A 21646-nucleotide genomic window follows, 5' to 3' on the forward strand; every position below is an offset into this window, starting at 1 on the left:
GCGGGGAGAACCATAGCAACGGCCGCCGACCCGGGGCCGCCGCGCTTGCAGCGGAGGGACCGTCAGGCACCCGGTGCGGCAGTGCGCGGGGCGTGCCGTCAGGTGCACCGCGCCGGGCGTCAGGCGCCGCGGTGGCCGTCAGGCGCTGCGGTCGGCGAGCACCTCGCGGACGACGTGACGGGCGTTGGCGGTCAGGCCCGGGTCGGTGTGGCGGTAGTACGGGATCGTCACCAGGGCGATGGAGAAGGCCCAGGCGCGGCCGCGGGCCCACATCGCGTCGTCGGCGCCGAGCGCGGCGCGGAAGGCGGGGCGGGCGGAGGCGGGCAGCAGGTTCCAGGCGACGATCAGGTCGGCGGTCGGGTCGCCGACGCCCATCAGGCCGAAGTCGACGACCGCGGCGAGCCGGCCGGTGCGGTCGACCAGCAGGTTGCCGGGGGTGAGGTCGCCGTGCATCCAGCTGGGCGGTCCCGCGTACTCGGGCAGCCGCAGGGCCTTGTCCCACAGGGCGGTCGCCGCCCCGGTGTCGACGGCCCCGGCGAGCTGGGCGATGGCGGCGCGGGTGGAGCCGTCCCGGGACGCGAGCGGGAGGCTGCGGTGGGCGGCGGGGCCGCCGGCCGGGTTGACGGCCCGCAGCGCGGTGACGAAGCCGGCCAGGTCGCGGGCGAGCCCGTCGGGGGCGGCGAGGGCGCCGACGGCCGGGTTGACGCCGTCGAGCCAGCGGACCACCGACCACTCCCAGGGGTAGCCGGCGGCGGGTCTGCCGACCGCGACGGGGGTGGGGACCGGCCGCGGGAGGTGCGGTGCGAGCTTCGGCAGCCACTGCTTCTCGCGCCGGACGTCCCCGGCCGCCCACTCCACCCGGGGGAGCCGGACGGCGAGTTCGGGCCCGAGCCGGAACATCGCGTTGTCCGTCCCGACGGAGGCGACCGGTGTGACCGGCAGGCCCACCCAGTCCGGGAACTGGGCGGATATCAGCCGCCGCACCAGGGCCGCGTCGATGACCAGTTCGTCGGGGTGCATCCGGGTGGCAGCGCACATGTGCGGCAGCGTACAGCGCGGACCGCCGCCCTTCAGGCGTTTCCGGAAGCCGGTCCGCCGACCCGCGGGCGCGGACCGTTCGCATGCCGGTGGCGGGTCGGGCCCGGGGGCCGGTCGTACCCCGCCGCGCGACGTACCCCGCCGGCCGTCCGGGACCGGCTCAGTCCAGGGTGACCCGCACGCCGATCGTCCCGCCCTTGCCGAAGCGCAGCACGTTCGCGGTGAGCGCGATCGCGCAGAGCGGCCCGTACTTGCGGCGCAGCAGCCTGCGGTAGGCGGGGGCGTGCGCGGAGTCGAGGACGGCGGTCGCCGGGACCTGCTCGCCGAGCAGGGTGCCGCGGATGTCGCTCGGCCCGACCAGGACGTCGGAGCGGTTGCGCAGCCGCTTGACCTTGCCGGTGCGGGTGACGGTGGTGAAGACCAGCGCGTCCCCGTCGCGCGCCACCCAGACCGGGGTGTTCACGGGGGTGCCGTTCCTCCGGTGGGTGGTGAACAGCAGGTACTTGGCGGCGGCGAGCTCCGCCAGCCGGGCGGAGGCGGCCGAGGAGGCGGTCGCGGAGGCGGTCGCGGAGGAGGCTCCGGCGCGGCCCGCGGACGGGGCCGGGCCGGCGTTCAGCGGGCGGGAGGTGTCCATGCGCGCCAGCGTAGGAGGGCACAACGGGGCCCGGCTGGAGTCCTGTTGGGGCCGCCCGGTGCCGCCGCCACGCCCGGCCGCGCCGGGTGCGGCCGGGAGCCGTCCCCGGCACCTGCCAGAATGCAGGGCGTACGGCGAAAGCACTGAAGGAGAAGGTGACCGGCTTCGTGACCACGCCAGTCGAACAGGTGGCCCGGCAGGCCCAGCAGGCGATCGAGCGCAAGATCGCGGAGGAGCTGGGCGTCCGCGAGGGGCAGGTGAAGGCGGCCGTCGACCTGCTCGACGGCGGCGCGACCGTCCCCTTCGTGGCCCGTTACCGCAAGGAGGTCACCGGCTCCCTGGACGACGCCCAGCTGCGCGCCCTGGAGGAGCGGTTGCGCTACCTGCGGGAGTTGGAGGAGCGCCGGACGGCCGTCCTGGAGTCGATCGAGGCCCAGGGCAAGCTCGACGACGCGCTGCGCGCCCGGGTGCTGGCGGCCGACTCCAAGGCCCGGCTGGAGGACATCTACCTGCCGTTCAAGCCGAAGCGGCGGACGAAGGCGCAGATCGCCCGCGAGGCCGGGCTGGAGCCGCTGGCCGACACCCTGCTGACCGACCCGACGCAGGACCCGGCGGCGCTCGCCGCCCGGTACCTCAACGAGTCCGTCGCGGACGGCGCGGCCGCGCTGGAGGGCGCCCGGGCGATCCTCGTGGAGCGCTTCGGCGAGGACGCCGACCTGGTCGGCTCGCTGCGCGAGCGGATGTGGACGCGCGGCAGGCTGGTCGCCACCGTGCGCGACGGCAAGGACCAGGACGGCGCCAAGTTCGCCGACTACTTCGACTTCGCCGAGCCCTACACCAAGCTCCCCTCGCACCGCATCCTGGCGATGCTGCGCGGGGAGAAGGAGGAGGTGCTGGACCTCGAACTCTCGCCGTACGACGGCGAGGAGGGCGACCTGCCGGGCGAGAACGACTACGAGCGGCGGATCGCCGCCCGGTTCGGCGTCGCCGACCGCGGCCGCCCGGCCGACAAGTGGCTCGGCGACACCGTCCGTTGGGCCTGGCGTACCCGCGTGCTGGTGCGCCTCGGGATCGACCTGCGCGCCCGGCTGCGCGCCGAGGCCGAGGACGAGGCGGTGCGGGTGTTCGCGGCAAACCTGCGCGACCTGCTGCTCGCCGCCCCGGCCGGCACCCGCGCCACCATGGGCCTGGACCCGGGCTTCCGCACCGGGGTGAAGGTCGCCGTGGTGGACGCCACCGGCAAGGTCGTCGCGCACGACACGATCTACCCCCACCAGCCGGCCAACAAGTGGGACGCCGCGATCGCGACCCTGGCCGCGCTGGCGAGGAAGCACGACGTGGACCTGGTGGCGATCGGCAACGGCACCGCCTCCCGGGAGACCGACAAGCTCGCCGAGGACCTGCTCAAGCGCCACCCCGAGCTGAAGCTCACCAGGGCGATGGTCAGCGAGGCGGGCGCCTCGGTCTACTCGGCCTCCGCGTTCGCGTCGCAGGAGCTGCCGGAGCTGGACGTGTCGATCCGCGGCGCGGTCTCGATCGCCCGCCGGTTGCAGGACCCGCTGGCCGAGCTGGTGAAGATCGACCCGAAGTCGATCGGCGTCGGCCAGTACCAGCACGACCTCAGCGAGGTGAAGCTCTCCCGCTCGCTGGACGCCGTGGTCGAGGACTGCGTGAACGCCGTCGGCGTGGACGTCAACACGGCCTCCGCACCGCTGCTGACCAGGGTCTCCGGCATCACCGGGACGCTGGCCGACAACATCGTGGCCCACCGCGACGCCAACGGCCCGTTCCGCACCCGCCGGCAGCTCAAGGACGTCTCCCGGCTCGGACCGAAGGCCTTCGAGCAGTGTGCGGGCTTCCTGCGCATCCCCGGCGGCGACGACCCGCTGGACGCCTCCAGCGTGCACCCCGAGGCCTACCCGGTGGTGCGCCGGATCCTCGCCTCGACCGGCGGCGAGCTGCGCGAGCTGATCGGCAACGGCGAGCGGCTGCGGGCCCTGCGCCCGGCGGACTTCGCCGACGAGGTGTTCGGCGTCCCGACCGTCACCGACATCCTCGGCGAGCTGGACAAGCCGGGCCGTGACCCGCGCCCGGCGTTCCGCACCGCGACCTTCAAGGAGGGCGTCGACAAGATCGGCGACCTGGAGGTCGGCATGGTGCTGGAGGGCGTGGTGACCAACGTGGCCGCGTTCGGCGCCTTCGTCGACGTGGGCGTCCACCAGGACGGCCTGGTGCACGTCTCGGCCCTGTCCCGGACCTTCGTCAAGGACCCGCGCGAGGTGGTCAAGCCGGGCGACATCGTGAAGGTCCGGGTGGTCTCGGTGGACGTGCCGCGCAAGCGGATCGGGCTGACCCTGCGGCTGGACGACGAGGTCGGCCGGGACCGGGGTGACCGGGGTGACCGGGGCGGGGAGCGTGGCGGCGACCGCGGCCGGAGTGGCCAGGGCGGCGAGCGGCAGGCCCGCCCGCCGCGCCAAGACCGCCGGGGCGGCGGCCAGGAGCGGCGCGGTCAGGGCGGCTCCGGCGGCGCCGCGGCGCCGTCCAACAGCGCCATGGCGGACGCGTTGCGCCGGGCGGGCCTGACCGGTGGCGAGGGCGGCTCGGGGGACCGGCGCTCCGGCCGGCGCTGAGCGGCCGCCCGGGCGCGCGAACACGGCGGCGGGGCCGGTGGACGACTGCTCCACCGGCCCCGCCGCCGTACCCGCCCGCCCGCTCAGACCAGCAGTTTGTCCTTGGCCTTCTGGTACTCCTCCTCGGAGATGGCGCCCTTCTCCCGGAGGTCGGCCAGCCTGGCGAGGTCGTCGACGTGGCTGCCGCCCGTGCCGCCCTCCGGCCCGCCGGCGGCCGCGTCGCGGATGTACGTCTTGAACGCGGCCTCGGTCTGTCTGGCCTGCTCGACGTCCCGCTCACCCATCGACTTCCCGCGGGCGATCACGTAGATCAGCACGCCGACCAACGGGATCAGGATCACCAGGATCAGCCAGCCGGCCTTGCCCCAGCCGCTCATGTCGCGGCTGCGGAAGATGTCCGTGATGATCTTGAACAGCAGGAAGAACCAGAGGATCCAGAGGAACAGCTCCAGCATCGTCCAGAAGATATTGAGCAGCGGGTAGTTGTTCATAGCCGAGTCATATCACCGCAAAACGGACATTGTGCTCCGATGTGCGGCCATTCCGGTGGTTCTCGGTGCCGGCGGGAATAACCCCGGCCGCGGGAGACCGGGTGTCAGTCGGAGCCGGGAGCCGGGAGCCGGGAGCCGGGAGCCGGGAGCCGGGAGCCGGGAGCCGGGTGCCAGCCGACGTCGGGTGCCGGGCCCCGGTCGATGCGGCAGGCCGGGTGCCGGGTCCCGGCCGATGCGGCAGGCCGGAAGTCGGCCGTTGCGGCCGGACCGGTGTCAGTCGAGCCCTGCGCGGCGGCGCAGCTCCACCGCCAGGCCGACCAGCTCGCCCCACCACTCCTCGTGCCCGGCCAGCAGCAGCCGCTGCGCCTCGGCCGCCGGCACCGCCCGCACCTCGACCACCTGCTCGCCGTCCGCCGGGTTGGTCGGCGTCGAGTCCACCGCGACCTCCGCCCAGCCCCACAGCCACGCCTTCTCGGGGTGCGGCTGCCACGGCCGGTACGGCGTCGGGTCGTCGGTGCGGCAGCGGTGCGCGCCCAGCCAGTCCGGCTCGCCCAGCAGCCGGGCGCCGGCCTCCTCCCGCAGCTCGCGCTCCAGGCAGGAGGCGATGCTCTCGCCCTGCTCCCGGGTGCCGCCGGGCAGGAACCAGTGGTCCCGGTCGTCGCGGCAGAGCACCACCCGGTCCCCGGTGAAGCCGACCAGGTGGATGTTGGTGACCAGTTCGTCCGGCGGCAGCTCGGTGGAGAACAGGGCGTCGTACCTGCCCCACGTCCAGTACTGCGGCGCGTGCAACGCCGGGAAGAGCGCCGCCAGTTCGGCGGCTCTGCCGGAGGTGTCGGTGCGGTCCGTGGTGTCTGTCATTCGGTGATCGTAGTGCCGGCCGGGAAACGGCGGGGGGCGCTCGGATGGACGAGGGAGATGTCGGAGGTGGAGATGGCGCGCGGCCGCCGGACCCCTGAACCGGCCGGTTCGCCGACCCAACTCCCCAATGCCATCTCGGCGGTGATGCCCGGTCCGAAACCGGCGATCAGCCCCGGGGTGCCGTCCGGCACGCCCCCCTCGGCGAACAGCCGGGCGAGCGCGTCGAACACCACGGCGCTGGCGATGTTGCCGCGTTCGGTGAGGGTCGCGCGGCTGTGCCGGAACGCGGCCGGCTCCAGGCCGAGGAACCGGCAGAGGTCGTCGAGGATCCGCGGGCCGCCGGCGTGCACGATGTAGAAGCCGAGCCCGGAGGCGTCCCAGCCGTGGTCGCCGGCCAGGCCGCGCAGGGCCGGGGCGAGCATCTCCATGGTGCCGGGCACCCGTTTGTCGAGCTGGAAGTGGAAGCCGGTGTCCTTCACCCCGTACGAGATCCAGTCCTCGGTGTCCGGGACGAGGTGCGAGCCGTTGCGCTCCACCTGCACGCCCGTGCCGCCGCGCCCGCGCATCACGACGGCGGCGACGGCGTCCCCGAACAGCCCGTTGGAGAGCAGCGAGCCGACGCCGAGGTCGGTCGGCTGGTAGCAGAGCGAGCAGAACTCGCAGGAGACGATCAGCACGTTGGCGCCCGGGTACGCGCGGCAGAAGTCGTGTGCGCGGCTGACCGCGGCCCCGCCGGCCGCACAGCCGAGCTGGGCGACCGGCAGCTGGCGGGTGTCGGGGCGGAAGCCCAGGGTGTTGATCAGCCAGGCGGTCAGCGAGGGCATCATGAAGCCGGTGCAGGACACGTAGATGATCAGGTCGACCTCCCGGGCGCCCAGCTCGGCGTGGAGCAGGGCCCGCTCCACCACCTCGGGGACGCGTCGCCGGGCCTCCCGCTCGTAGACCGCGTTGCGGGCGGTGAACCCCGGGTGGGTGAGGGTCCGCTCGATCGGCTGGACCAGGTGCCTGGTCCGCACCCCGGTGTTCTCGATCAGCCGCAGGGCGAGGCCGAGTTGCGGGTGGCCGGCGTGCAGGGAGCGGGCCAGGTCGAGCGTCTCGTCGAGGGTGACGACGTGCTCGGGCACGGCGATGGCCGGGCGGCAGAGTGTTGCCATGGGTGAGGGTCTCTTGTGAGGGGCCTGGACGGGCGGGTGCGTGGGGTGGGGGTGTGCGGGCGGGGGTGCGGGGGTGGGGCCTGGACGGGCGGGGGTGCGCGGGCGGGGGTGCGCGGGCTGGGGTGTGCGGGCGGTCGGTCACCGGGGGCCGGTCACCGGACCGCTCGGTGACCGGCCCCCGGGGTCGGTCACCAGGCGACCGGCAGGGTGCGCGGGTAGCGCCAGATCGAGCCGGTCTGCCAGTCCAGTTCGGACGGGTCGACGGCGAGCCGCAGCCGGGGGAAGCGCCGTAGCAGGGTGCCGACGGCGACCTGCAGCTCCATCCGGGCCAGGTGAGCGCCGAGGCAGTGGTGCTGGCCGTGGCCGAAGGCCATGTGGGTCGGCGCCCCCCGGTCGAGGTCCAGCTCGTCGGGCCGCTCGTAGACGGCCGGGTCCCGGTTGGCGGTGAGGTAGGAGACGTGCACGGCCTCGCCCGCCCGGATCGGCGTGCCGCCGAGCTCCACGTCCTCGGTGGCGACCCGGGCGATGCCGACGCCCTGGCGGAACGGGATGAACCGCAGCAGCTCCTCCAGACCGCGCGGCAGCAGTTCGGGCCGGGCGCGCAGCTTGGCCAGCTGCTCGGGGTGGGTGAGCAGCGTGTAGGTGATGTTGCTGAGCTGGTAGGTGCTGGTGTCGTGACCGGTGACCAGCAGGACCATCGCCATGACGGCCAGCTCCTGGTCGTCCAGCAGCTCCTCGCCGTCCCGGGCGGTGGCCAGGGCGCTGATCAGGTCCTCGCCGGGGTGCGCCCGCCGGGCCGCCGTGAGCTCGGTGAAGTAGCCGCGCAGCGCCGCCTTGGCGGCCTCCTGGCCGTCCCGGCCGCCCGGGCCCGTCGCCATCATCGCCACGGCGTGCCCGCGCAGTTCGGCGCGGTCCGGCTCCGGGATGTCCAGCATCTCGCAGATGGTGGTGAGCGGGAGCCGGGCGGACAGGAAGTGGGCCAGGTCGGCGGGGGAGCCGTGCTCGGCCATCTCGTCGAGGCAGCCGTCCACGATCCGCTGGGTGGCCGGGCGCATCCGCTCCACCTGGCGGTTGGTGAAGCCCTGGGCGACCAGCCTGCGCAGGCGGTTGTGGGCCGGCGGGTCCATCAGGTTGATCGACTCGACCTGGGCGATCGGGGCGGGCGTCATCCGCGGCAGGTCGCGTCCGATGCCGGCGGCGCGGCTGAACCGGCGGTCGGTGGTCACCACCTTGACGTCCTCGTAGCGGGTGGCCAGCCAGGCCTCCCCCTCGCCGTGCGGCAGTCGGATCCTGGCGACCGGGGCCTCGGTGAGCAGCCGCCTGAGGAGGGGGTCGAACTCCAGGCCGTCGGTGTGGTCGAAGGGGCAGTCCCACACGGGGGCGGTGGTGGTCACGGGCCTGTCCAATTGTCCTGGTACTGCTTTCTGTGTCCTGCCTGCCGTGAACGGCCTGCTGTGAGCCGCCCCGGTGCGACCCGGTCTGATGGGCCGGGTGGAGCGCCGTGGGCGTACCACCCGGGGGCGGATTCCTCGCCGGGCCCTGTTGTTCGGGCCCGGACAAGCCGATGTTCCCCCATGGATCGGCAAAAATCTTGCCTGCCAAGGGAGTTCGCTCAAATGAGTGAGCCGGATGATGGTCATGTGATGCGACGGCATTCTCGCGGCGTTCTCGCCGTCTTCTCGCGCGGTATTTCCGGCGTGCGCGGGGCACCGGTGGCCGGTGGGTGGCGGTCGGTGGCGGAGCGTGGCGGGGCGTGGCGGGGCGTCGGCCGTTCGGTGCGACCCGGTGGCCCGGCGCCTGACGTGCGGTCAGGGGCGGGTGTTCGAGCGCCTATCATCACGCCATGGCCACCCCTGAGCTGATTCGCATCGTCTCCCGCTCCTCTCCCATGGCGCTCGCCCAGGTGGAGCGCGTCCGCGCCGAACTCGCCGCCCTGCACCCGGGGCTGCGCACCGAGGTGGTGCCCGTCACCACCTCGGGCGACCGCTGGACCGGAGACCTCGCCCGGCTGGGCGGCAAGGGCGCGTTCACCAAGGAGGTCGACGCCGCACTGCTCGCCGGGGAGGCCGACGTCGCCGTGCACTGCCTCAAGGACGTCCCCGCCGACCGCCCGCTGCCCGCCGGCACCGTCTTCGCCGCGTACCTGCGCCGCGACGACATCCGCGACGCCCTCGTCCACCCCGGCGGACTGACCCTGGCCGAACTGCCGCCCGGCACCCGGATCGGCACCTCCTCCGTCCGTCGGGTCGCCCAACTCGCCGCCTCCCACCCGCACCTGGTGTGCGTGCCGATCCGCGGCAACGCCAACAGCCGGCTGGCCAAACTGGCGGCCGGCGAGGCCGACGCCCTGCTGCTCGCCGTCTCCGGCCTCGAGCGCATCGGCGAGGAGGCGCGGATCACCGAGGTCCTGGACGTCGACGCGATGTGCCCGCCGATCGGGGCCGGCATCCTCGTCCTGCAGTGCCGTGAGGACGACGAGGCGACGATCGAGGCCATCGCCGCGATCGGCCACCGCGACACCTGGCGCGAGGCCGCGGCCGAGCGGATGTTCCTGCACGTGCTGCAGGGGCACTGCAACAGCCCGATCGCCGGCTACGCCAGGGCCGAGGCGGACGGCCGGCTCTCGATGCGCGGCCGGGTGTTCAGCCCGGACGGCAAGCAGGTGCTGGACGCCCACGAGTGGGCGGGTGCGCTCAGCCCCGAGGACCTCGGCACCTCGACCGCGCTGGCGCTCAAGCGGCAGGGCGCGCAGGAGCTGATCGCGGGCATCCCGCACTGATCGGGCGGTGGGCGGGTGCCGGGCGGGTGCCGGTCTTGTGCTGACTGCGCTGGTCGGTCCCGAGGGCCGGTCGGGTCGCCCGCCCGCCGGGCGTGCGTCCGGATCGTGCACGCCCGACCGTCGGGTGGGCCCGGAGGCCGTCCGCCCGCCCGAGGGCCCCGGCGGGTCGGGCCGCCCGGACCGTGTGCCCGCCCGTCCGTCCGCAGGTCAGACCGTTCGCACGCCCCTCTTCCGACCGCTCCGTTCGCCGGGCTTGCGGCAGAACCGGGCGGGTGTTCGAAGCGTCCGTTGGGGCGTGATCAGTGGAGTTATCGACCGAATCCCGATGTTCTGGCCCGGACTGCTGCTCGCCCTGGTCCCGGCGGCGCTGCTGAACCGGCCGGCGGGGCGGCTGCTGCGCGCGCACTGGGCGGTGGGCTTCCTGCTGCTGCTCGGGCTCGGCGGGGTGGTCACGGCGACACTGCTGCCGGACGCGTTCCGACTGTCCGCGGACGCCGTCCGGCACTGCGCCGTGGCCGGCGGGCGGCCGCGCTCGGCGCACGAGCTGCTGACCGTCCGGCACCTGGACCTCAAGCTGGCGGCCTTCGCCCCGGTCGGGCTCGCGGCCGCCCTGGCCGGCACCCGGCGGCGGGCCGTGCAGGCGTTGATCGGAGCGGCGGCGCTGCCGTTCGTGGTGTCGGCGGTCCAGTACGCGGTGCCCGCGATCGGGCGCCAGTGCGACGTACAGGACGTCTGGGACGGCGTGCAGGGCATCGCCATCGGCGCGGGCACCGGACTGCTGGCCGGGCCGCTGCTCCGCGCCGGGTGGTCCCGGTCGCGCCGGGAGGGCGCGGCCGGCTGAGGCGCGTCCGGCGGAACCCGCCGGATCCCCCTCGGCCGGCGGGAGGGTGCGGCCGGGCACGGCCAGTGCTCGGGTCGGTGTTCGGGGCAGTCCTCGGGGCAGTGCTCAGGCCAGTGCTCGGGTCAGTGCTCGGGTCAGTGCTCCGGCCCGTCCTCGCCCGGCAGGAGCGGGAAGAGGCGGGCCACGGCGGCGACCGGGCGGGCGTCGGCGGGCCGGGCGGCCGGGTCGTCGTCGCGGTCGCGGTAGCGGGCGAGCACCCGGCGGATCTCCGCGCCGACGGCGGACAGCTCGGCGGGGGTGAGGTGGACGACGGCACTGAACGCCTCGTCCCGGAGCCAGTCGACGGGAGCCCCGTCCCGGTGGGCGAGCCAGCGCCGGTAGCTCTCGTCCTCCAGGCCGCGCGCGAGCTCGCCGAACCCGTCCGCCTCCTGTCCCGCCCCCCGGGCCGGGTGCCCGGCGGGGGCCTCGGCAGGGTCCGGCTCCCGCGGCAGGCGCCAGGGCCGGGCACGTCCGTCGACGGGCGGGGCCTCCTCGACGAGCCCGTGGCGGGCCAGCTGGCGCAGGTGGAACGAGCACAGCCCCGAGCTGAACCCGAGCCGGGCGGCGGCCTCGGTCGAGGTGAGCGTGCCGGTCTCGGCGAGCACCCGGAGCAGGGCCGTGCGCACGGCGTGCTCGGGCAGCGTGCCGGTGGCGGGGGCGGTGGGGTCGTCGGTCACTTTGCAAAGTCTGCTACTTTGCAAAGCAGCTGACAAGCCGTCGGCCATCCGTGGCCGGAGCCGGATCGACGAGGGAGCGCCGATGTCCGAACTGCGTGAACGCCCGACCGTCCTGCGGATCACCGAGGTCGGGGAGGAGATCCTCCGTCGTACCTGCCGCCCGGCCGACGCGACGGACTACGGCAGCGAGCGGCTGGCCCGGCTCATCGACGACATGTTCGCCACCATGTACGCCGCCGACGGGTGCGGACTCGCCGCCAACCAGGTCGACGTGGACCTCGGCCTCTTCGTCTACGACTGCCTCGACGACCGGGGAACCCGGCACGTCGGCCACGTCCTCAATCCGGTCGTCGAACCGCAGGAGCCGGGCCGCCGACTCATCGAGGACGCCGAGGGCTGTCTCTCCGTACCCGGCGCCAACACCGAACTCGCCCGCCCCGCCCGGGTGGTGGTGCACGGCTTCGACCGCGACGGCGAGCCCGTCACCATCGAGGGCACCGGCTACTTCGCCCGCTGCCTCCAGCACGAGACCGACCACCTCAACGGCGGCCTCTACATCGACCGGCTGTCCGGCCGCGACCGCAAGCGCGTCCTGCGGCAGTCCGCCGACCGCCGCGAGTCCGTCCTCGCCGAGCGCGCCGCCCGAGCCGCAGCCGCCGCAGCCGCCGCGAGGCCCGCGGGCTGACCACCGCGCCTGTTCCCGCGGTCCGGCCCCGTCGAGGATCCTCGGATGCGGTCCGGCCGAGTGGGCCGACGTTCCGGCGACGGGCGACGTGACCGGCGCGGCCCGGGAAGCGCGCCCTTGCCGGTTCGTCCATGGCCTGCTCCGCCGGGTCGGTCGGATCGGTCGGCGAGGCGGTGTCCGGGCCTCCCGTCCACGGGGCCGGTCGCTCCCGACTCGCCTGACTCCGAACGAGTTTCACCGCTCCGGGCGGCGGCCCGGGCGGCGGCCGGGCGTGGGTGGGGCGGTGCGCCGGTAGATGCTGCCGCCGGGTGCGTACCAGCTCGCCTTCTTCCGGACGGCCGGGCTCGGATCCCCGGCGCGGGACGCTTCCAGCGCGGCGACGGCGCGCGCGTCGACGTGGACGAACTTGCCGACCAGCTCGGCGGCCATCGACCGGACCAGCGGGGAGGAGTCGGTGGCCAGATGCCGCAGCGCGGGTTCCAGGACCCGGTCCGGCCCCGGCGCGCAGGTGTCCCCCTTGCACCGGTCACAGGCCAGCGCGTGGAACGCGGCCACCCGCACCCGGGCGTCGGGATCGTCGGCCATGGTGATGAGCGCGGGCATGGACTCGACGTCCACCAGGTGGTCCAACAGGCGGCAGCAGCCCTCCCGGACGGCCGCGTCCGGATGGGACAGCCCGGCGCGGACGGCGCCGATCACGCCCTCCCCGCGCCGCAACAGCTCCTGGTAGGCCGGCACGGCGCGTTGCGGGTCGGCCAGGCAGGAGACGAGGGACTGGTCGTCGGTGCTGACGAATCCGAGCATGGCCCGAGTGTCCGGCGGCCCGGCCCCTCCCGGCAACGGGATTTCGCCGCCCCCGACGGCGCCGCCGGCCGGGGTTCGGCGTCGGCCCCGGTCAGGCACCGGTCCCGGTCAGGCGTCGGTCCCGGTCAGGTGCCGGTGGAGCGCCCGTGCCGAGGAGGCCACCTGCGCGGCGGGCACCTCCAGGTGGCCACCGGGATTGGCGTGCAGCACCTTCGCCCGGGTGCCGAAGGCGTCGAACAGCGCGAGCGCCGCCTCGCGCGGCACCAACTCGTCGTCCCATTGCACGACGAACTCCACCGCGGCGTCGACCCGGGCCGCCGGCCGGTCCAGCGAACCGTGCCCGGCCAGCCCGAACACGGCCGCCGTGATCCGGGGTTCGGCGGCGGCGAGCGGAACGCCGACCACACTGGCCAGCGACAGACCCCAGTACCCGACGGGACCGTCCGCACCGACCTCGTCCAGCCGCTGCAGGGCGTCCAGCACCGCCCGCCACTCGGGGACGGCCCGTTCCGCGAGCGCGGCGGTGTGCCGGGCGACCCGTTCGCCGATCGGCTCACCGTTCGCCAGCAACTCGCCGACGGCGGCCGGGAACCACTCGTCCTCGGCGGTCCGCGGTCGTTCACCGTGCCCGGGCGCGTCGAGGCCCGCGACCGCGAAGCCGCACCGCGCCACCCACCGGCGCGCCCGCTCCACCAGCCCCGGTGCCAGCTTGTGCTGACCGCCACCGTGCCCCTGCAGCACCAGCGGGCGGCCGCCGACCGCACCGGCGGGGGACCACAGCACCCCCGGGACGCCGTCGAGCGTGAACCGTCGTTCCGTGACGCCGCCGTCGGTCGTCTCCGAGCTGAAGCGCATGAGCCCTCCCGACCCTCGCGGGCGGCGCCGGATCCCGCCCTGTTCCCGTCCCCGCCCGCCGCATTCTCGCCGAGAACCCTCGCACGCTCCTCCCGGTTTCGCCCTCAGCAGCCGCACGACGATCCCGGCCGGCTCTGCGCTCCCCCTGGACGAGAGAGGAAGCGGCCTGGGGTGCTCCGCCGCGCCACCGACCGGGCGGCGCAACCCCAGCAGGCCCGGTCCTTACTGCGCAGGAAGTCGGCCCATCCGACTTCCCGTGCGCAGCTCCTGTGCCCGCCCGAGCGAGTGGAATAGGTAGACCAACCGTCATATTTCCTCGGGGTTGGGCTGGGCCGGGCCGCGCCGCACAGGAAGTCGGCCTGAGGGCTGTCCGCGATCGATCCACGACATCGCGGGAAGCCCTCCCCCTTGAGGCGGCACTCGCGAAGGATCTTCCGGGCTTCATCCGGGCGGAGGCGTGCTCGACGCGGGCGCGGACTCGCCTCAAGCCCTGCTGTCGTGACGATTGCCGGTAAGGGGCTTGCCGGTGGCTACGACCAGGCAGTGTCGGTGCCGCTGCCGTCGATGATCAGTGCGGCGCTCCTGCGGAAGCGTGACGAGGGTTGAGCGAGAGCAGCTGGCCGGCAACATTGATGATCCGGTCGGTTGCCGACCTGGGCGCCCCCAATGACGGCACGAGCTGTTGCGGCGCAGATCGGTTCGCCAATGCGCCGCGAGCGTAGGTTCGGCCGTCTGTCCTTCCATGCCGTACTGCCTCATTCGCCGCCCGGCGTCCTGATGTCGGCGTCCCCCAATTCGTCTGGTGCGGCACGTTTGTGGCGCCGCATCACGCGAGCCGGTCGTGGACCAGGGGCCGGTGCGCGGCGGCGGCGTTGAGGCCGAGCGGGGTAGGCGATGTGCTCCGGTGTTCCCGGGGTGAAGGCGGTCGGTTCAGCGACGGCGGGTGGCAGACGCTGGCCCGATTCTGTGCCGCGCCGGCCATGCTCTGGAGCCCGATCGTCCTGGCCCTCGCCTGGTCCTACCGCCAGAGCGGCCGCCGCTTCCGCCGTACGTCGTGACCCTGGCAGCTCCTGTTCCGCCTGCGCGATTGTAATATGTAGACCGACCGTCATATTCCTCAGGAGCTGGGTCGCGCTGCACGGGAAGTCGGCCTGGTCGACTTCCGGTGCAATTCGCTCGACTCGCTCGTCGGCCTGTGCCTCGATTCTTGGGGTGAATATGTAGACCGAGCGTCATATTCTGTGAGGTGCCGAGGCGTGGAGTGGGAAGTCGGAGGTGTCGACTTTCTGTGCCGGAGGCTGCTGTCGAGGGAGCTGCATATGTAGACCGGTCGTCATATTCGCTCCGGGTGTCCGGGGTCCTGGGGGCGGGGGTGTGTCGGGGGGGCGGGGCTAGGGTGTGGCCGGTGGATGACCAGTACTTCGCGTTGGCGTACAGGGGTGAGGCTCGGTGCCCCGTCTTCCTGAACGGTGTTCTCCACGAGGAGTTCGCCGAGGGGGCCTTCGACCGGCCGATGACGTACGGCTGGCAGCACGACGCCCCCGGAGAGGGGCCGCCCGATGACCTTCCGGCCGAGCTGTGGCTCGTCACCAAGGACCGGTCCTACGGCTTCGACTTCCACACGGCCTTCGGCGGACACGTCGTCAGTGCGGGTTTCCTGGAGCTGCTGCGGGCCGGGGACACGGGTGACTGGCAGGTGTCGCGGCTGCAGGTGGTGTCCGCGAAGGGGCGTCCGATCCCGGCGAAGGAGTACTCCTTCGTACGGTTCCCGCGGTCCGCGCTGCTGAGCACCGAGCGGCTGGTCGATCCGGAACGGTCGCGGATCGACCTGCGTCGTGACGGTCAGGTCAAGAAGGTGTGGGAGTTGCGCTTCGCGGAGTCGCCGGAGCGGGACTTCTTCCTGCTCGACTCGGTGGCGCTGTCGGGGGTCGCGTTCTGCTCCCGCCGCTTCGCCGAGGCCGCGGAGCGGTTGGGGCCGAAGGGCGTCGAGTTCGTGCCGTTGCCGGGGATCGGATCACTGCAGAGCGCCTGACCCGGACTCGTCCGAGCCCGGGCCGGCCGCCCAGGGCCGGGAGCCGTGGACGGTCAGTGCGGAACGGGCGGCGAGGTGGGGCCGAAGGCGCGCTCGGCGGCGGTCATCACCCAGAGCGGGAACTGGTCGAGGGGGAGTGCCGGCGAGGCCGGGAAGTCCGGGCGGATGGCGGCGTCGGGGAAGAACGCCGCCCGGCAACCGAGGCAGAGCCAGCCGGCCTGCCAGACGCTCAGGTTCCGCTGCCACTGGGCCTTCTGGGCGGGCAGGACGATCGCGGCCGCCTGCCGGCGCCGCCGCCGGGACACGGCCTGCACGATCAGGCCGCAGACCACCAGGAGGCCGGGGAGGACGAACGGGCCCAGGCGGTAGCCGAGCCGGTAGGCGGCGTCGTAGCGGTCGAGGTCCCGGGCTCCGTGGAGCAGCGAGACGACGCCGAGTACGGCGAGGGCGGCGGCGATGCCGTAGAGCACCGTCGATGCCGTGCCGGCCTGCCCGGGTGCCGGTCGGGGTTCGGGCGGCGGGGCCAGCAGCGCGCGGGTCGGGCCGTCGAGGGGTGTGCTCGGGTCGGCCACCGCCCGGGGTATCGGGACGGCGTGGTCCGGTGCGGCGCACTGGGGGCAGGCGGCACTCATCGAACGGTTCGCTCCTGGTGCGGGCTGGTGCCTGAACGGTGGACCCGCGTAGTACACCACGGGCGGTCGGGCGGCTCGGTGCCCGGTCGGGCGGTGCCCGGCCGGTGGGCTACCGGCCGTTGCCGTCGAGGAGGGAGCGGGTGAGCCGGTCGGCGACCGTCCCGTCCAGTGGGGCGTGGCCGAGCAGGAAGCGGTACCAGAAGACCCCGTAGACCTGGTCGACGACCAGGTCGAGGTCGGTGTCCTCGGCGAGTTCGCCGCGTTCGCGGCCGCGGGCGAGGAGTTCGCGCAGGGCGGTGCGGCGGGTGGCGGTGAAGCTCTGCATGAGGTCGGCGAGGTGGGGGTCGCGGGCGGCTTCGCGGACGAGGGTGCGCAGGGCGGGGGCGGTGGGGCCGCGTTGGGCGCCGTCGAAGGTGGTGGCGACGAAGGCGCGGAGGTCGCTGCGCAGGGTGCCGGTGTCGGCGCCGGGGACGTCCTGGTCGGCGCGGTCGGTGAGGGCGTCGAGCAGGACGGCGCCCTTGGACGGCCACCAGCGGTAGACGGTCTGCTTGCCGACGCCGGCGGTGCGGGCGATGGCGTCGATGGTGACGGGTGTGCCGTCGGAGGTGGCGAGCAGGCGGAGGGTGGCGTCGAGGATCGCCTGGTGGGCGGCCTCGTTGCGGCGGCGTCCGGTGTGCGGGCGGGTGGGGGTCGCGGGGGCGCCCGGGTCGGTGGTGTCCGGAGTCGCGGTATACGGAGTCGCGGTGTCCGGAGCCGCGGCGTCCTGGGCCGTGGCTCCCGGAGCAGGGGCGCCCGGGTTGGCCGGGGTGTCGGGCCGGGGGTCGGTCGCTGGCATGGCGGTCCCTCTTCTCTGCTGCGGTTCGCTGCATCCCCTTGACAAGACTAACAGTCTCGACAACCATCATTACCGGAACTAGCGGTCTCGACAATCCGGAGGATGCACCACCATGAGCACCACCTCTGAACTCTTCGCCGGACAGCACGTCGTCGTGATGGGCGGCAGCTCGGGCATCGGCGAGGCCTCGGCCGTCGCCTTCGCCGCGGACGGCGCCGAGGTCGTGATCACCGGACGCGACCGGGAGCGCCTGGACGCGGCCGTCGCCCGGATCGGCGGCAAGACCACCGGTCACCAGGTGGACGCCGCGGACGCCGAGGCGGTCGCCGCCTTCTTCGCGGAGGTCGGCACCGTCGACCACCTGGTGGTCGCGGTCAGCGGCGCCGCCGGCAGCGGCCCGTTCGCCGGGCTCGATCTGGCCGATCTGGCCACCGGGTTCGACGCGAAGTTCTGGCCGCAGGTCCGCGTCCTGCAGACGGCGCTCCCGCACCTGCGCCAGGACGGTTCGGTCACCCTGATCACCGCGGCCTCCGCCCGCGCCGCCATCCCCGGCACCGCCGGACTGGCCGCCATCAACGGCGCCCTGGAGGCCATGGTCCCGCCGTTGGCCGTCGAGCTCGCCCCGCTGCGGATCAACGCGGTCTCGCCGGGCGTGATCGACACCCCGTGGTGGGACCGCGTCCCGGTCGAGCAGCGGACGGCGCTCTTCGACGGCCTCGCCGCGACCACCCCGGTCGGTCGGGTCGGCCGGGCCGAGGACGTCGCGCGGGCGATCCACCTGCTCGCCGCCAACACCTTCGTCACCGGTGTCGTGTTCGACTGCACCGGTGGGGCCAACCTTCCCACCGGGCGCTGAACCGGGGATAGTCGGATGATCGCGCCCGGTCCGGAGTCAGCCCCGGACCGGGCGCGCTTCCGGGCACGCACCCGGGCGGACGACCCGGGTGCGGCCGGTCGGTCCGCTGCCCGTGCGCGCATCCGTGCAGCGGACGTTGACGACCCGTCGCCGCAGCCCGGGGTGTCACCCGTGCGGGGGCGTCACCACGCGACCTCGCGGTAGTCCTTGAGGAAGACTCCCGACACCGGGTGGCCGGCCTCCCCGCGCACGATGGGGTCGTAGACCCGGGCCGCGCCGTCCACGACGTCCAACGGGGTGCGGAAGCCCTGGTCGGCGAGGTGGGCCTTCTTCGGTGCCGGGTTCTCGTCGGTGATCCAGCCGGTGTCGACGGCGCACATGTGCACGCCCTGTCGGGCGAGGTCGGCGGCACTGGTGCGGGTGAGCATGTTGAGCGCGGCCTTGGCCATGTTGGTGTGGGGGTGGCCGGCGGTCTTGTTGCGGACGGCGAAGCGGCCCTCCACCGCGGTGACGTTGACGATGTAGCGGGCGGGGTGCGGCGAGGCGAGGAGGAGGGGGAGGAGGCGGTCGCACAGGAGGGTGGGGGCGAGGGCGTTGACGAGCTGGGTCTCCAGGACCTCCGCCGGGTCGAGCGAACCGAGCCGGACGGACCAGGAGTTGGCCGGGGAGAGGTCGGGCAGCAGCCCGGCCTCGTCGGTGAGGTCGAGCAAGGAGGCTGCACCCGAGGGGAGTTGGGTGAGCGCGGAGAGCGGCTGGAAACCGGGGGCGTGGGTGACGGCCCGGCGCTCGGCGGCGGGCAGGGCGCTGCGCTCGCCGGCGGCCAGCAGGGCGTAGGACTCCGGCGGGCGGCGCAGGGTCTGCGCGGCGTTGTTGACGAGGACGTCCAGCGGCCGGCCCTCGGCGGTCAGCCGGTCGGTGAGCCCGATGACCTGGCGCGGGTCGCGCAGGTCGATGCCGACCACGGTGAGCCGGTCCCACCACTGCCCGCTGCCCTCGGCGGCGCGGAAGCGGCGGACGGCGTCGTGCGGGAAGCGGCTGGTGACGATGAGCTCGGCGCCGTCGCGGAGCATCATCAGGGCCAGGTGGTAGCCGATCTTGACGCGCCCGCCGGTGAGCAGGGCGCGGCGGCCGCGCAGGTCGGTGCCCAGGGTGCGGCGGCCGGTGTTCTCGGCGGCGCAGTCCGGGCAGAGCATGTGGTAGAAGGCGTCGACCTGGCGGTACGGCCCCTTGCAGACGTAGCACTTGCGCGGGATCCGCAGATCGCCGACCGGCCCGTGGGCGGTGGCGAGCGGTGCGTCCTCGCGGCGGTGCCGGGCGCCGGTCGCGGTGCCGGCGAGCAGCTCGGCGTCGGCCTGGCGCAGGGTGTCCCGGGCCTCGCGGCGGCGGAGTTTGCGGCTCTCCGTCACGAAGGAGCGGAGCTGCCGCTCGGCGTGCTGCCGGGTGCGGGAGTGTGCGGGGAGGGTGCGCAGCCGGCCGAGGGTGCGGTCGAAGGCGGCGAGCTCCTCGGCGGTGAGGTCACGGCCCGCATCGCCGACGCGGCCCGCATCGCCAACACAGCCTGCATCGCGGACGCGGCCCGTAGGGCCGGTCGTGCCGCGGCCGTCGGCGGCTTCGGCCGCCGCCGTGGTGCCGGTGTGCTGGTTCTCGTCGTCCCGGACCGTCATGCCGGTCATGTCCGCCCCCTCTGGTCGTGCAGGTGGGTGGGACTGTAGTGGACGGTCCGGCCTGATGAGATGCCAATTTCCGGGCGGTCGGCCCCCGGCATCGCCGCCCGCCGGGAACAGGTCCCGGTCCTCCGGAACGCCGAGGTGCCGGCGGCCTCCCGGCCCGCCGGCACCTCGCCCCGCGGTGATCGGCCCGCGGATCAGCCCGCGTACTGCGCGAAGATCTTCGCGAACTCGTACGGCTGCTGCGGGATGTTGGTGCACGTGGACAGCGAGCCGCCGGTGCAGGCGTTGGCGTCCCGGGTGGCGTCCCAGAAGGCCAGCATGCCGAGGTGGTTCTGCTTGGCGAAGTTCACCAACTGCTGGGCGGCGGCCTGGTTGTAGATCTGGTGGTCGTCGTTCTCGCCGAGCATCGGGGTGACCCCGACCATGGCCCACAGCTGGGCGTCGGTCCGGGCCGGGTAGAGCGCCTTGAGCTGCCCGAAGAGCGCCTGGGCGGCCTGGACGGCGGCGTTGCCGTAGTCGGTGCCGGCCCGGTAGTAGTCCATGGCCATGATGTTCACCAGGTCGACGGCGACGCCCGCGTCCCGGGCCGACTTGACGATGGCGACGCCCTCGGAGGTCAGGCCCTCGGGCAGGACGGGCAGGGTGAACGAGACCTTGAGGCCCGGGTGGGCCTGCTGGAGCCTGGCGAGCGCGGCGGAGCGGCGGTCGTTGGAGACGGTGTCGGCGATGGCCGCGCCCTCGATGTCGAAGTCGACGTAGCGCAGGCCGTAGGCGTTGACCACGGCGTCGTACTCGTTGAACAGGGAGTCCACCGAGGTGCAGGCGGCGGCGAGTTCGGTGCCGCTGGCGCCGCCGAAGGAGAGTTTGACGTCGCCGCCGGCCGCCCGCAGCGCGTCGATCTGGTCCTTGGCCCAGCCGGTGCGCGGGTCGTAGGCGTTGAACCAGCTGGCCTTGCAGCCGACGGCGGTGACGAAGCCCATGGTGTAGGCCTTGAGGTTGCCGGCCTTGGCCATGGCGGGCATGGACGGGGTGGGCCAGGCGCCCATGTCGATGTACGGGGCGACGGGCACGGCGACGTCGGGCGGCGGGGTGCTCGGCCCGCCGGTCGGGGTGCCGGTCGGGCCGCCGGTGGGCGTGCCGGTCGGGGTGCCCGAGGTGGGCGGGGTGGTGGGGGTGCCGCCGGGGCCGGTGAGCGTGACGTCGTCGGCGAGGTAGGCGCCCTGCCCGTACCAGCCGTGCAGGTAGACGGTGACGCTGGTGGTGGCCGGGCCGGTGGTGAAACTCGTCGACAGCCGCTGCCAGTCGGCGCCGCCCGGGGTCCAGGTGGCCGGGTCGGTGACGCCGCTGCCGGTGGCGCCGAGGTAGACGTACTGGCCCTGCACCCAGGCGCTGAGCTGGTAGGTGGTGTTGGGCCGCACCGCGACGCTCTGGCCGCACTGCGCGGTGTCGCTCGCGCCCACCGCCCCCTTCAGCGCGTGGCTCCCGCTGTGGGCACCGGAGTTGACGACGCTGCCGGTGCCGCCGGAACAGCTCCACGGACTCAGTGCGCCGCTCTCCAGGCCCGGGTTGGCGAGCAGGTTGCCGGGAGCGTCGGCGGCTCCGGCGTTCCCGGCGACGAGGGCCAGACCGCCGGCCGCGAGCGCGGTGGCGGCGGCCAGGCCGAGCAGCTTGGTGCGGCCGCCGGAACGGCGGTGCGTGGGGGTGGGTCGGAGCGCGCTGGGCATGGGGGTGCCTCTCGGGACGTGGGGCCGCCCGCGCCGCGAGGGGGGGAGACACGGGGCGGGCGGCAGCTTGGGGGCTGGTCCGGTGCGGGGGCGGATCCGGTGCGTGGGGAGCGCGGTGCGGGGTGGGGCTGCGCGGTGCGTGGGGAGCGGTGCGGGGTGGGGCTGCGCGGTGCTGAGCATCAAACTGGACTAGACCAGCTGTGCACGTCAAGCTCTTCCGGCGCATCGAAAGGCCGCCCTGGGAAGGTTTTAGGAAGTGTTTAAGGCGGGGTGCCGGACGCGCCGGTGGGGGGGCGGGGGGGGCGGCGGCCCCCCCCGCCCCCCGGGGGGGCCGGGCCCGGCCGCGGCCCCCGCAGGGGGGGGACACCATAACCAGGGCGCCGTCGAGGGCCCCGGCGGGACCGCCCCCCCC

General features: G+C 74.2%; 19 protein-coding genes. 6 read left to right on the forward strand and 13 right to left on the reverse strand.

All coding sequences use genetic code 11. The features are described 5' to 3' along the window. Window positions 1–138: 138 nt before the first annotated feature. Complete coding sequence (locus tag ACIRS1_RS34090; protein ID WP_402846056.1) at window positions 139–1038, reverse strand: aminoglycoside phosphotransferase family protein; 900 nt, start codon at window positions 1036–1038, stop codon at window positions 139–141. Between the two features lie 160 nt (window positions 1039–1198). After that, the gene (locus tag ACIRS1_RS34095; RefSeq protein ID WP_402846058.1) at window positions 1199–1672 is read right to left on the reverse strand and encodes a PPOX class F420-dependent oxidoreductase; all 474 of its coding nucleotides are present in this window, start codon (window positions 1670–1672) and stop codon (window positions 1199–1201) included. Window positions 1673–1839: 167 nt separating this feature from the next. Here ACIRS1_RS34095 and ACIRS1_RS34100 point away from each other — a divergent pair, with 167 nt between their 5' ends. Further along, window positions 1840–4302 (forward strand): Tex family protein, encoded by a 2463-nt coding sequence (locus ACIRS1_RS34100; RefSeq protein ID WP_402846060.1) that lies wholly within the window; start codon window positions 1840–1842, stop codon window positions 4300–4302. Between the two features lie 83 nt (window positions 4303–4385). Here ACIRS1_RS34100 and ACIRS1_RS34105 read toward each other — a convergent pair whose 3' ends face one another. The 4 genes from ACIRS1_RS34105 to ACIRS1_RS34120 form a co-directional block, all read right to left on the reverse strand. Continuing rightward, window positions 4386–4793 carry an SHOCT domain-containing protein gene (locus ACIRS1_RS34105; protein ID WP_387904870.1) on the reverse strand — a complete coding sequence of 136 codons (408 nt, stop codon included), beginning with the start codon at window positions 4791–4793 and terminating at the stop codon, window positions 4386–4388. A gap of 273 nt (window positions 4794–5066) precedes the next feature. Beyond that, window positions 5067–5651 (reverse strand): NUDIX domain-containing protein, encoded by a 585-nt coding sequence (locus ACIRS1_RS34110; protein ID WP_402846063.1) that lies wholly within the window; start codon window positions 5649–5651, stop codon window positions 5067–5069. Next, window positions 5648–6805 carry a type III polyketide synthase gene (locus tag ACIRS1_RS34115; RefSeq protein WP_402846065.1) on the reverse strand — a complete coding sequence of 386 codons (1158 nt, stop codon included), beginning with the start codon at window positions 6803–6805 and terminating at the stop codon, window positions 5648–5650. Before ACIRS1_RS34115 ends, ACIRS1_RS34110 begins: the two co-directional genes overlap by 4 nt. A gap of 188 nt (window positions 6806–6993) precedes the next feature. Beyond that, the gene (locus ACIRS1_RS34120) at window positions 6994–8199 is read right to left on the reverse strand and encodes a cytochrome P450 (RefSeq protein WP_402846067.1); all 1206 of its coding nucleotides are present in this window, start codon (window positions 8197–8199) and stop codon (window positions 6994–6996) included. Between the two features lie 449 nt (window positions 8200–8648). Here ACIRS1_RS34120 and hemC point away from each other — a divergent pair, with 449 nt between their 5' ends. Together hemC and ACIRS1_RS34130 are read left to right on the forward strand one after the other, a co-directional pair. Then, a complete protein-coding gene (gene hemC / locus ACIRS1_RS34125) occupies window positions 8649–9584 on the forward strand; it encodes a hydroxymethylbilane synthase (RefSeq protein ID WP_402846069.1) in 936 nt (311 codons plus the stop codon). Window positions 9585–9909: 325 nt separating this feature from the next. Beyond that, on the forward strand, window positions 9910–10425 hold the full coding sequence (locus ACIRS1_RS34130; RefSeq protein WP_402846071.1) for a hypothetical protein: 516 nt from the start codon (window positions 9910–9912) through the stop codon (window positions 10423–10425). A 134-nt stretch (window positions 10426–10559) separates the two neighbouring features. Here the strand turns inward: ACIRS1_RS34130 and ACIRS1_RS34135 are convergent, their stop codons facing one another. Beyond that, on the reverse strand, window positions 10560–11189 hold the full coding sequence (locus tag ACIRS1_RS34135; protein WP_402846073.1) for a winged helix-turn-helix domain-containing protein: 630 nt from the start codon (window positions 11187–11189) through the stop codon (window positions 10560–10562). Between the two features lie 34 nt (window positions 11190–11223). On the opposite strand from ACIRS1_RS34135, the gene def reads away from it, so the two are divergent. Further along, window positions 11224–11826 carry a peptide deformylase gene (def, locus tag ACIRS1_RS34140; protein WP_402846075.1) on the forward strand — a complete coding sequence of 201 codons (603 nt, stop codon included), beginning with the start codon at window positions 11224–11226 and terminating at the stop codon, window positions 11824–11826. Between the two features lie 234 nt (window positions 11827–12060). Here def and ACIRS1_RS34145 read toward each other — a convergent pair whose 3' ends face one another. Together ACIRS1_RS34145 and ACIRS1_RS34150 are read right to left on the reverse strand one after the other, a co-directional pair. Beyond that, window positions 12061–12630 carry a HEAT repeat domain-containing protein gene (locus ACIRS1_RS34145; protein WP_402846077.1) on the reverse strand — a complete coding sequence of 190 codons (570 nt, stop codon included), beginning with the start codon at window positions 12628–12630 and terminating at the stop codon, window positions 12061–12063. Between the two features lie 108 nt (window positions 12631–12738). Continuing rightward, a complete protein-coding gene (locus tag ACIRS1_RS34150) occupies window positions 12739–13485 on the reverse strand; it encodes an alpha/beta hydrolase (RefSeq protein WP_402846079.1) in 747 nt (248 codons plus the stop codon). 1405 nt (window positions 13486–14890) lie between these two features. Between ACIRS1_RS34150 and ACIRS1_RS34155 the strand changes: the two genes are divergently transcribed. After that, the gene (locus tag ACIRS1_RS34155) at window positions 14891–15517 is read left to right on the forward strand and encodes an Imm43 family immunity protein (RefSeq protein ID WP_402846081.1); all 627 of its coding nucleotides are present in this window, start codon (window positions 14891–14893) and stop codon (window positions 15515–15517) included. Between the two features lie 53 nt (window positions 15518–15570). Here the strand turns inward: ACIRS1_RS34155 and ACIRS1_RS34160 are convergent, their stop codons facing one another. Beyond that, a complete protein-coding gene (locus ACIRS1_RS34160; RefSeq protein WP_402846082.1) occupies window positions 15571–16149 on the reverse strand; it encodes a hypothetical protein in 579 nt (192 codons plus the stop codon). Window positions 16150–16258: 109 nt separating this feature from the next. After that, window positions 16259–16984 carry a TetR/AcrR family transcriptional regulator gene (locus ACIRS1_RS34165; RefSeq protein WP_402846084.1) on the reverse strand — a complete coding sequence of 242 codons (726 nt, stop codon included), beginning with the start codon at window positions 16982–16984 and terminating at the stop codon, window positions 16259–16261. 112 nt (window positions 16985–17096) lie between these two features. Here ACIRS1_RS34165 and ACIRS1_RS34170 point away from each other — a divergent pair, with 112 nt between their 5' ends. Next, window positions 17097–17840 (forward strand): SDR family oxidoreductase, encoded by a 744-nt coding sequence (locus tag ACIRS1_RS34170; RefSeq protein WP_402846086.1) that lies wholly within the window; start codon window positions 17097–17099, stop codon window positions 17838–17840. 182 nt (window positions 17841–18022) lie between these two features. Here the strand turns inward: ACIRS1_RS34170 and ACIRS1_RS34175 are convergent, their stop codons facing one another. Continuing rightward, on the reverse strand, window positions 18023–19513 hold the full coding sequence (locus tag ACIRS1_RS34175) for an SDR family oxidoreductase (protein WP_402846088.1): 1491 nt from the start codon (window positions 19511–19513) through the stop codon (window positions 18023–18025). Window positions 19514–19704: 191 nt separating this feature from the next. Next, window positions 19705–21234, reverse strand: a complete 1530-nt coding sequence (locus ACIRS1_RS34180; protein WP_402846089.1) for a carbohydrate binding domain-containing protein — start codon at window positions 21232–21234, stop codon at window positions 19705–19707. Window positions 21235–21646: the final 412 nt, after the last annotated feature.

The sequence above is a fragment of the Kitasatospora sp. NPDC101176 genome (assembly GCF_044768035.1).
Classification (GTDB): domain Bacteria; phylum Actinomycetota; class Actinomycetes; order Streptomycetales; family Streptomycetaceae; genus Kitasatospora.

What these genes read in the sequence shown, in the direction of transcription:
- def (WP_402846075.1), top strand. Translation starts at nt 11,224, where the DNA reads ATGTCCGAACTGCGTGAACGCCCGACCGTCCTGCGGATCACCGAGGTC.
- ACIRS1_RS34180 (WP_402846089.1), bottom strand. Translation starts at nt 21,234, where the DNA reads ATGCCCAGCGCGCTCCGACCCACCCCCACGCACCGCCGTTCCGGCGGC.
- ACIRS1_RS34095 (WP_402846058.1), bottom strand. Translation starts at nt 1,672, where the DNA reads ATGGACACCTCCCGCCCGCTGAACGCCGGCCCGGCCCCGTCCGCGGGC.
- ACIRS1_RS34165 (WP_402846084.1), bottom strand. Translation starts at nt 16,984, where the DNA reads ATGCCAGCGACCGACCCCCGGCCCGACACCCCGGCCAACCCGGGCGCC.
- ACIRS1_RS34110 (WP_402846063.1), bottom strand. Translation starts at nt 5,651, where the DNA reads ATGACAGACACCACGGACCGCACCGACACCTCCGGCAGAGCCGCCGAA.
- ACIRS1_RS34135 (WP_402846073.1), bottom strand. Translation starts at nt 11,189, where the DNA reads ATGGCCGACGGCTTGTCAGCTGCTTTGCAAAGTAGCAGACTTTGCAAA.
- ACIRS1_RS34175 (WP_402846088.1), bottom strand. Translation starts at nt 19,513, where the DNA reads ATGACCGGCATGACGGTCCGGGACGACGAGAACCAGCACACCGGCACC.
- ACIRS1_RS34145 (WP_402846077.1), bottom strand. Translation starts at nt 12,630, where the DNA reads ATGCTCGGATTCGTCAGCACCGACGACCAGTCCCTCGTCTCCTGCCTG.
- ACIRS1_RS34105 (WP_387904870.1), bottom strand. Translation starts at nt 4,793, where the DNA reads ATGAACAACTACCCGCTGCTCAATATCTTCTGGACGATGCTGGAGCTG.
- ACIRS1_RS34150 (WP_402846079.1), bottom strand. Translation starts at nt 13,485, where the DNA reads ATGCGCTTCAGCTCGGAGACGACCGACGGCGGCGTCACGGAACGACGG.
- hemC (WP_402846069.1), top strand. Translation starts at nt 8,649, where the DNA reads ATGGCCACCCCTGAGCTGATTCGCATCGTCTCCCGCTCCTCTCCCATG.
- ACIRS1_RS34160 (WP_402846082.1), bottom strand. Translation starts at nt 16,149, where the DNA reads ATGAGTGCCGCCTGCCCCCAGTGCGCCGCACCGGACCACGCCGTCCCG.
- ACIRS1_RS34130 (WP_402846071.1), top strand. Translation starts at nt 9,910, where the DNA reads ATGTTCTGGCCCGGACTGCTGCTCGCCCTGGTCCCGGCGGCGCTGCTG.
- ACIRS1_RS34170 (WP_402846086.1), top strand. Translation starts at nt 17,097, where the DNA reads ATGAGCACCACCTCTGAACTCTTCGCCGGACAGCACGTCGTCGTGATG.
- ACIRS1_RS34115 (WP_402846065.1), bottom strand. Translation starts at nt 6,805, where the DNA reads ATGGCAACACTCTGCCGCCCGGCCATCGCCGTGCCCGAGCACGTCGTC.
- ACIRS1_RS34090 (WP_402846056.1), bottom strand. Translation starts at nt 1,038, where the DNA reads ATGTGCGCTGCCACCCGGATGCACCCCGACGAACTGGTCATCGACGCG.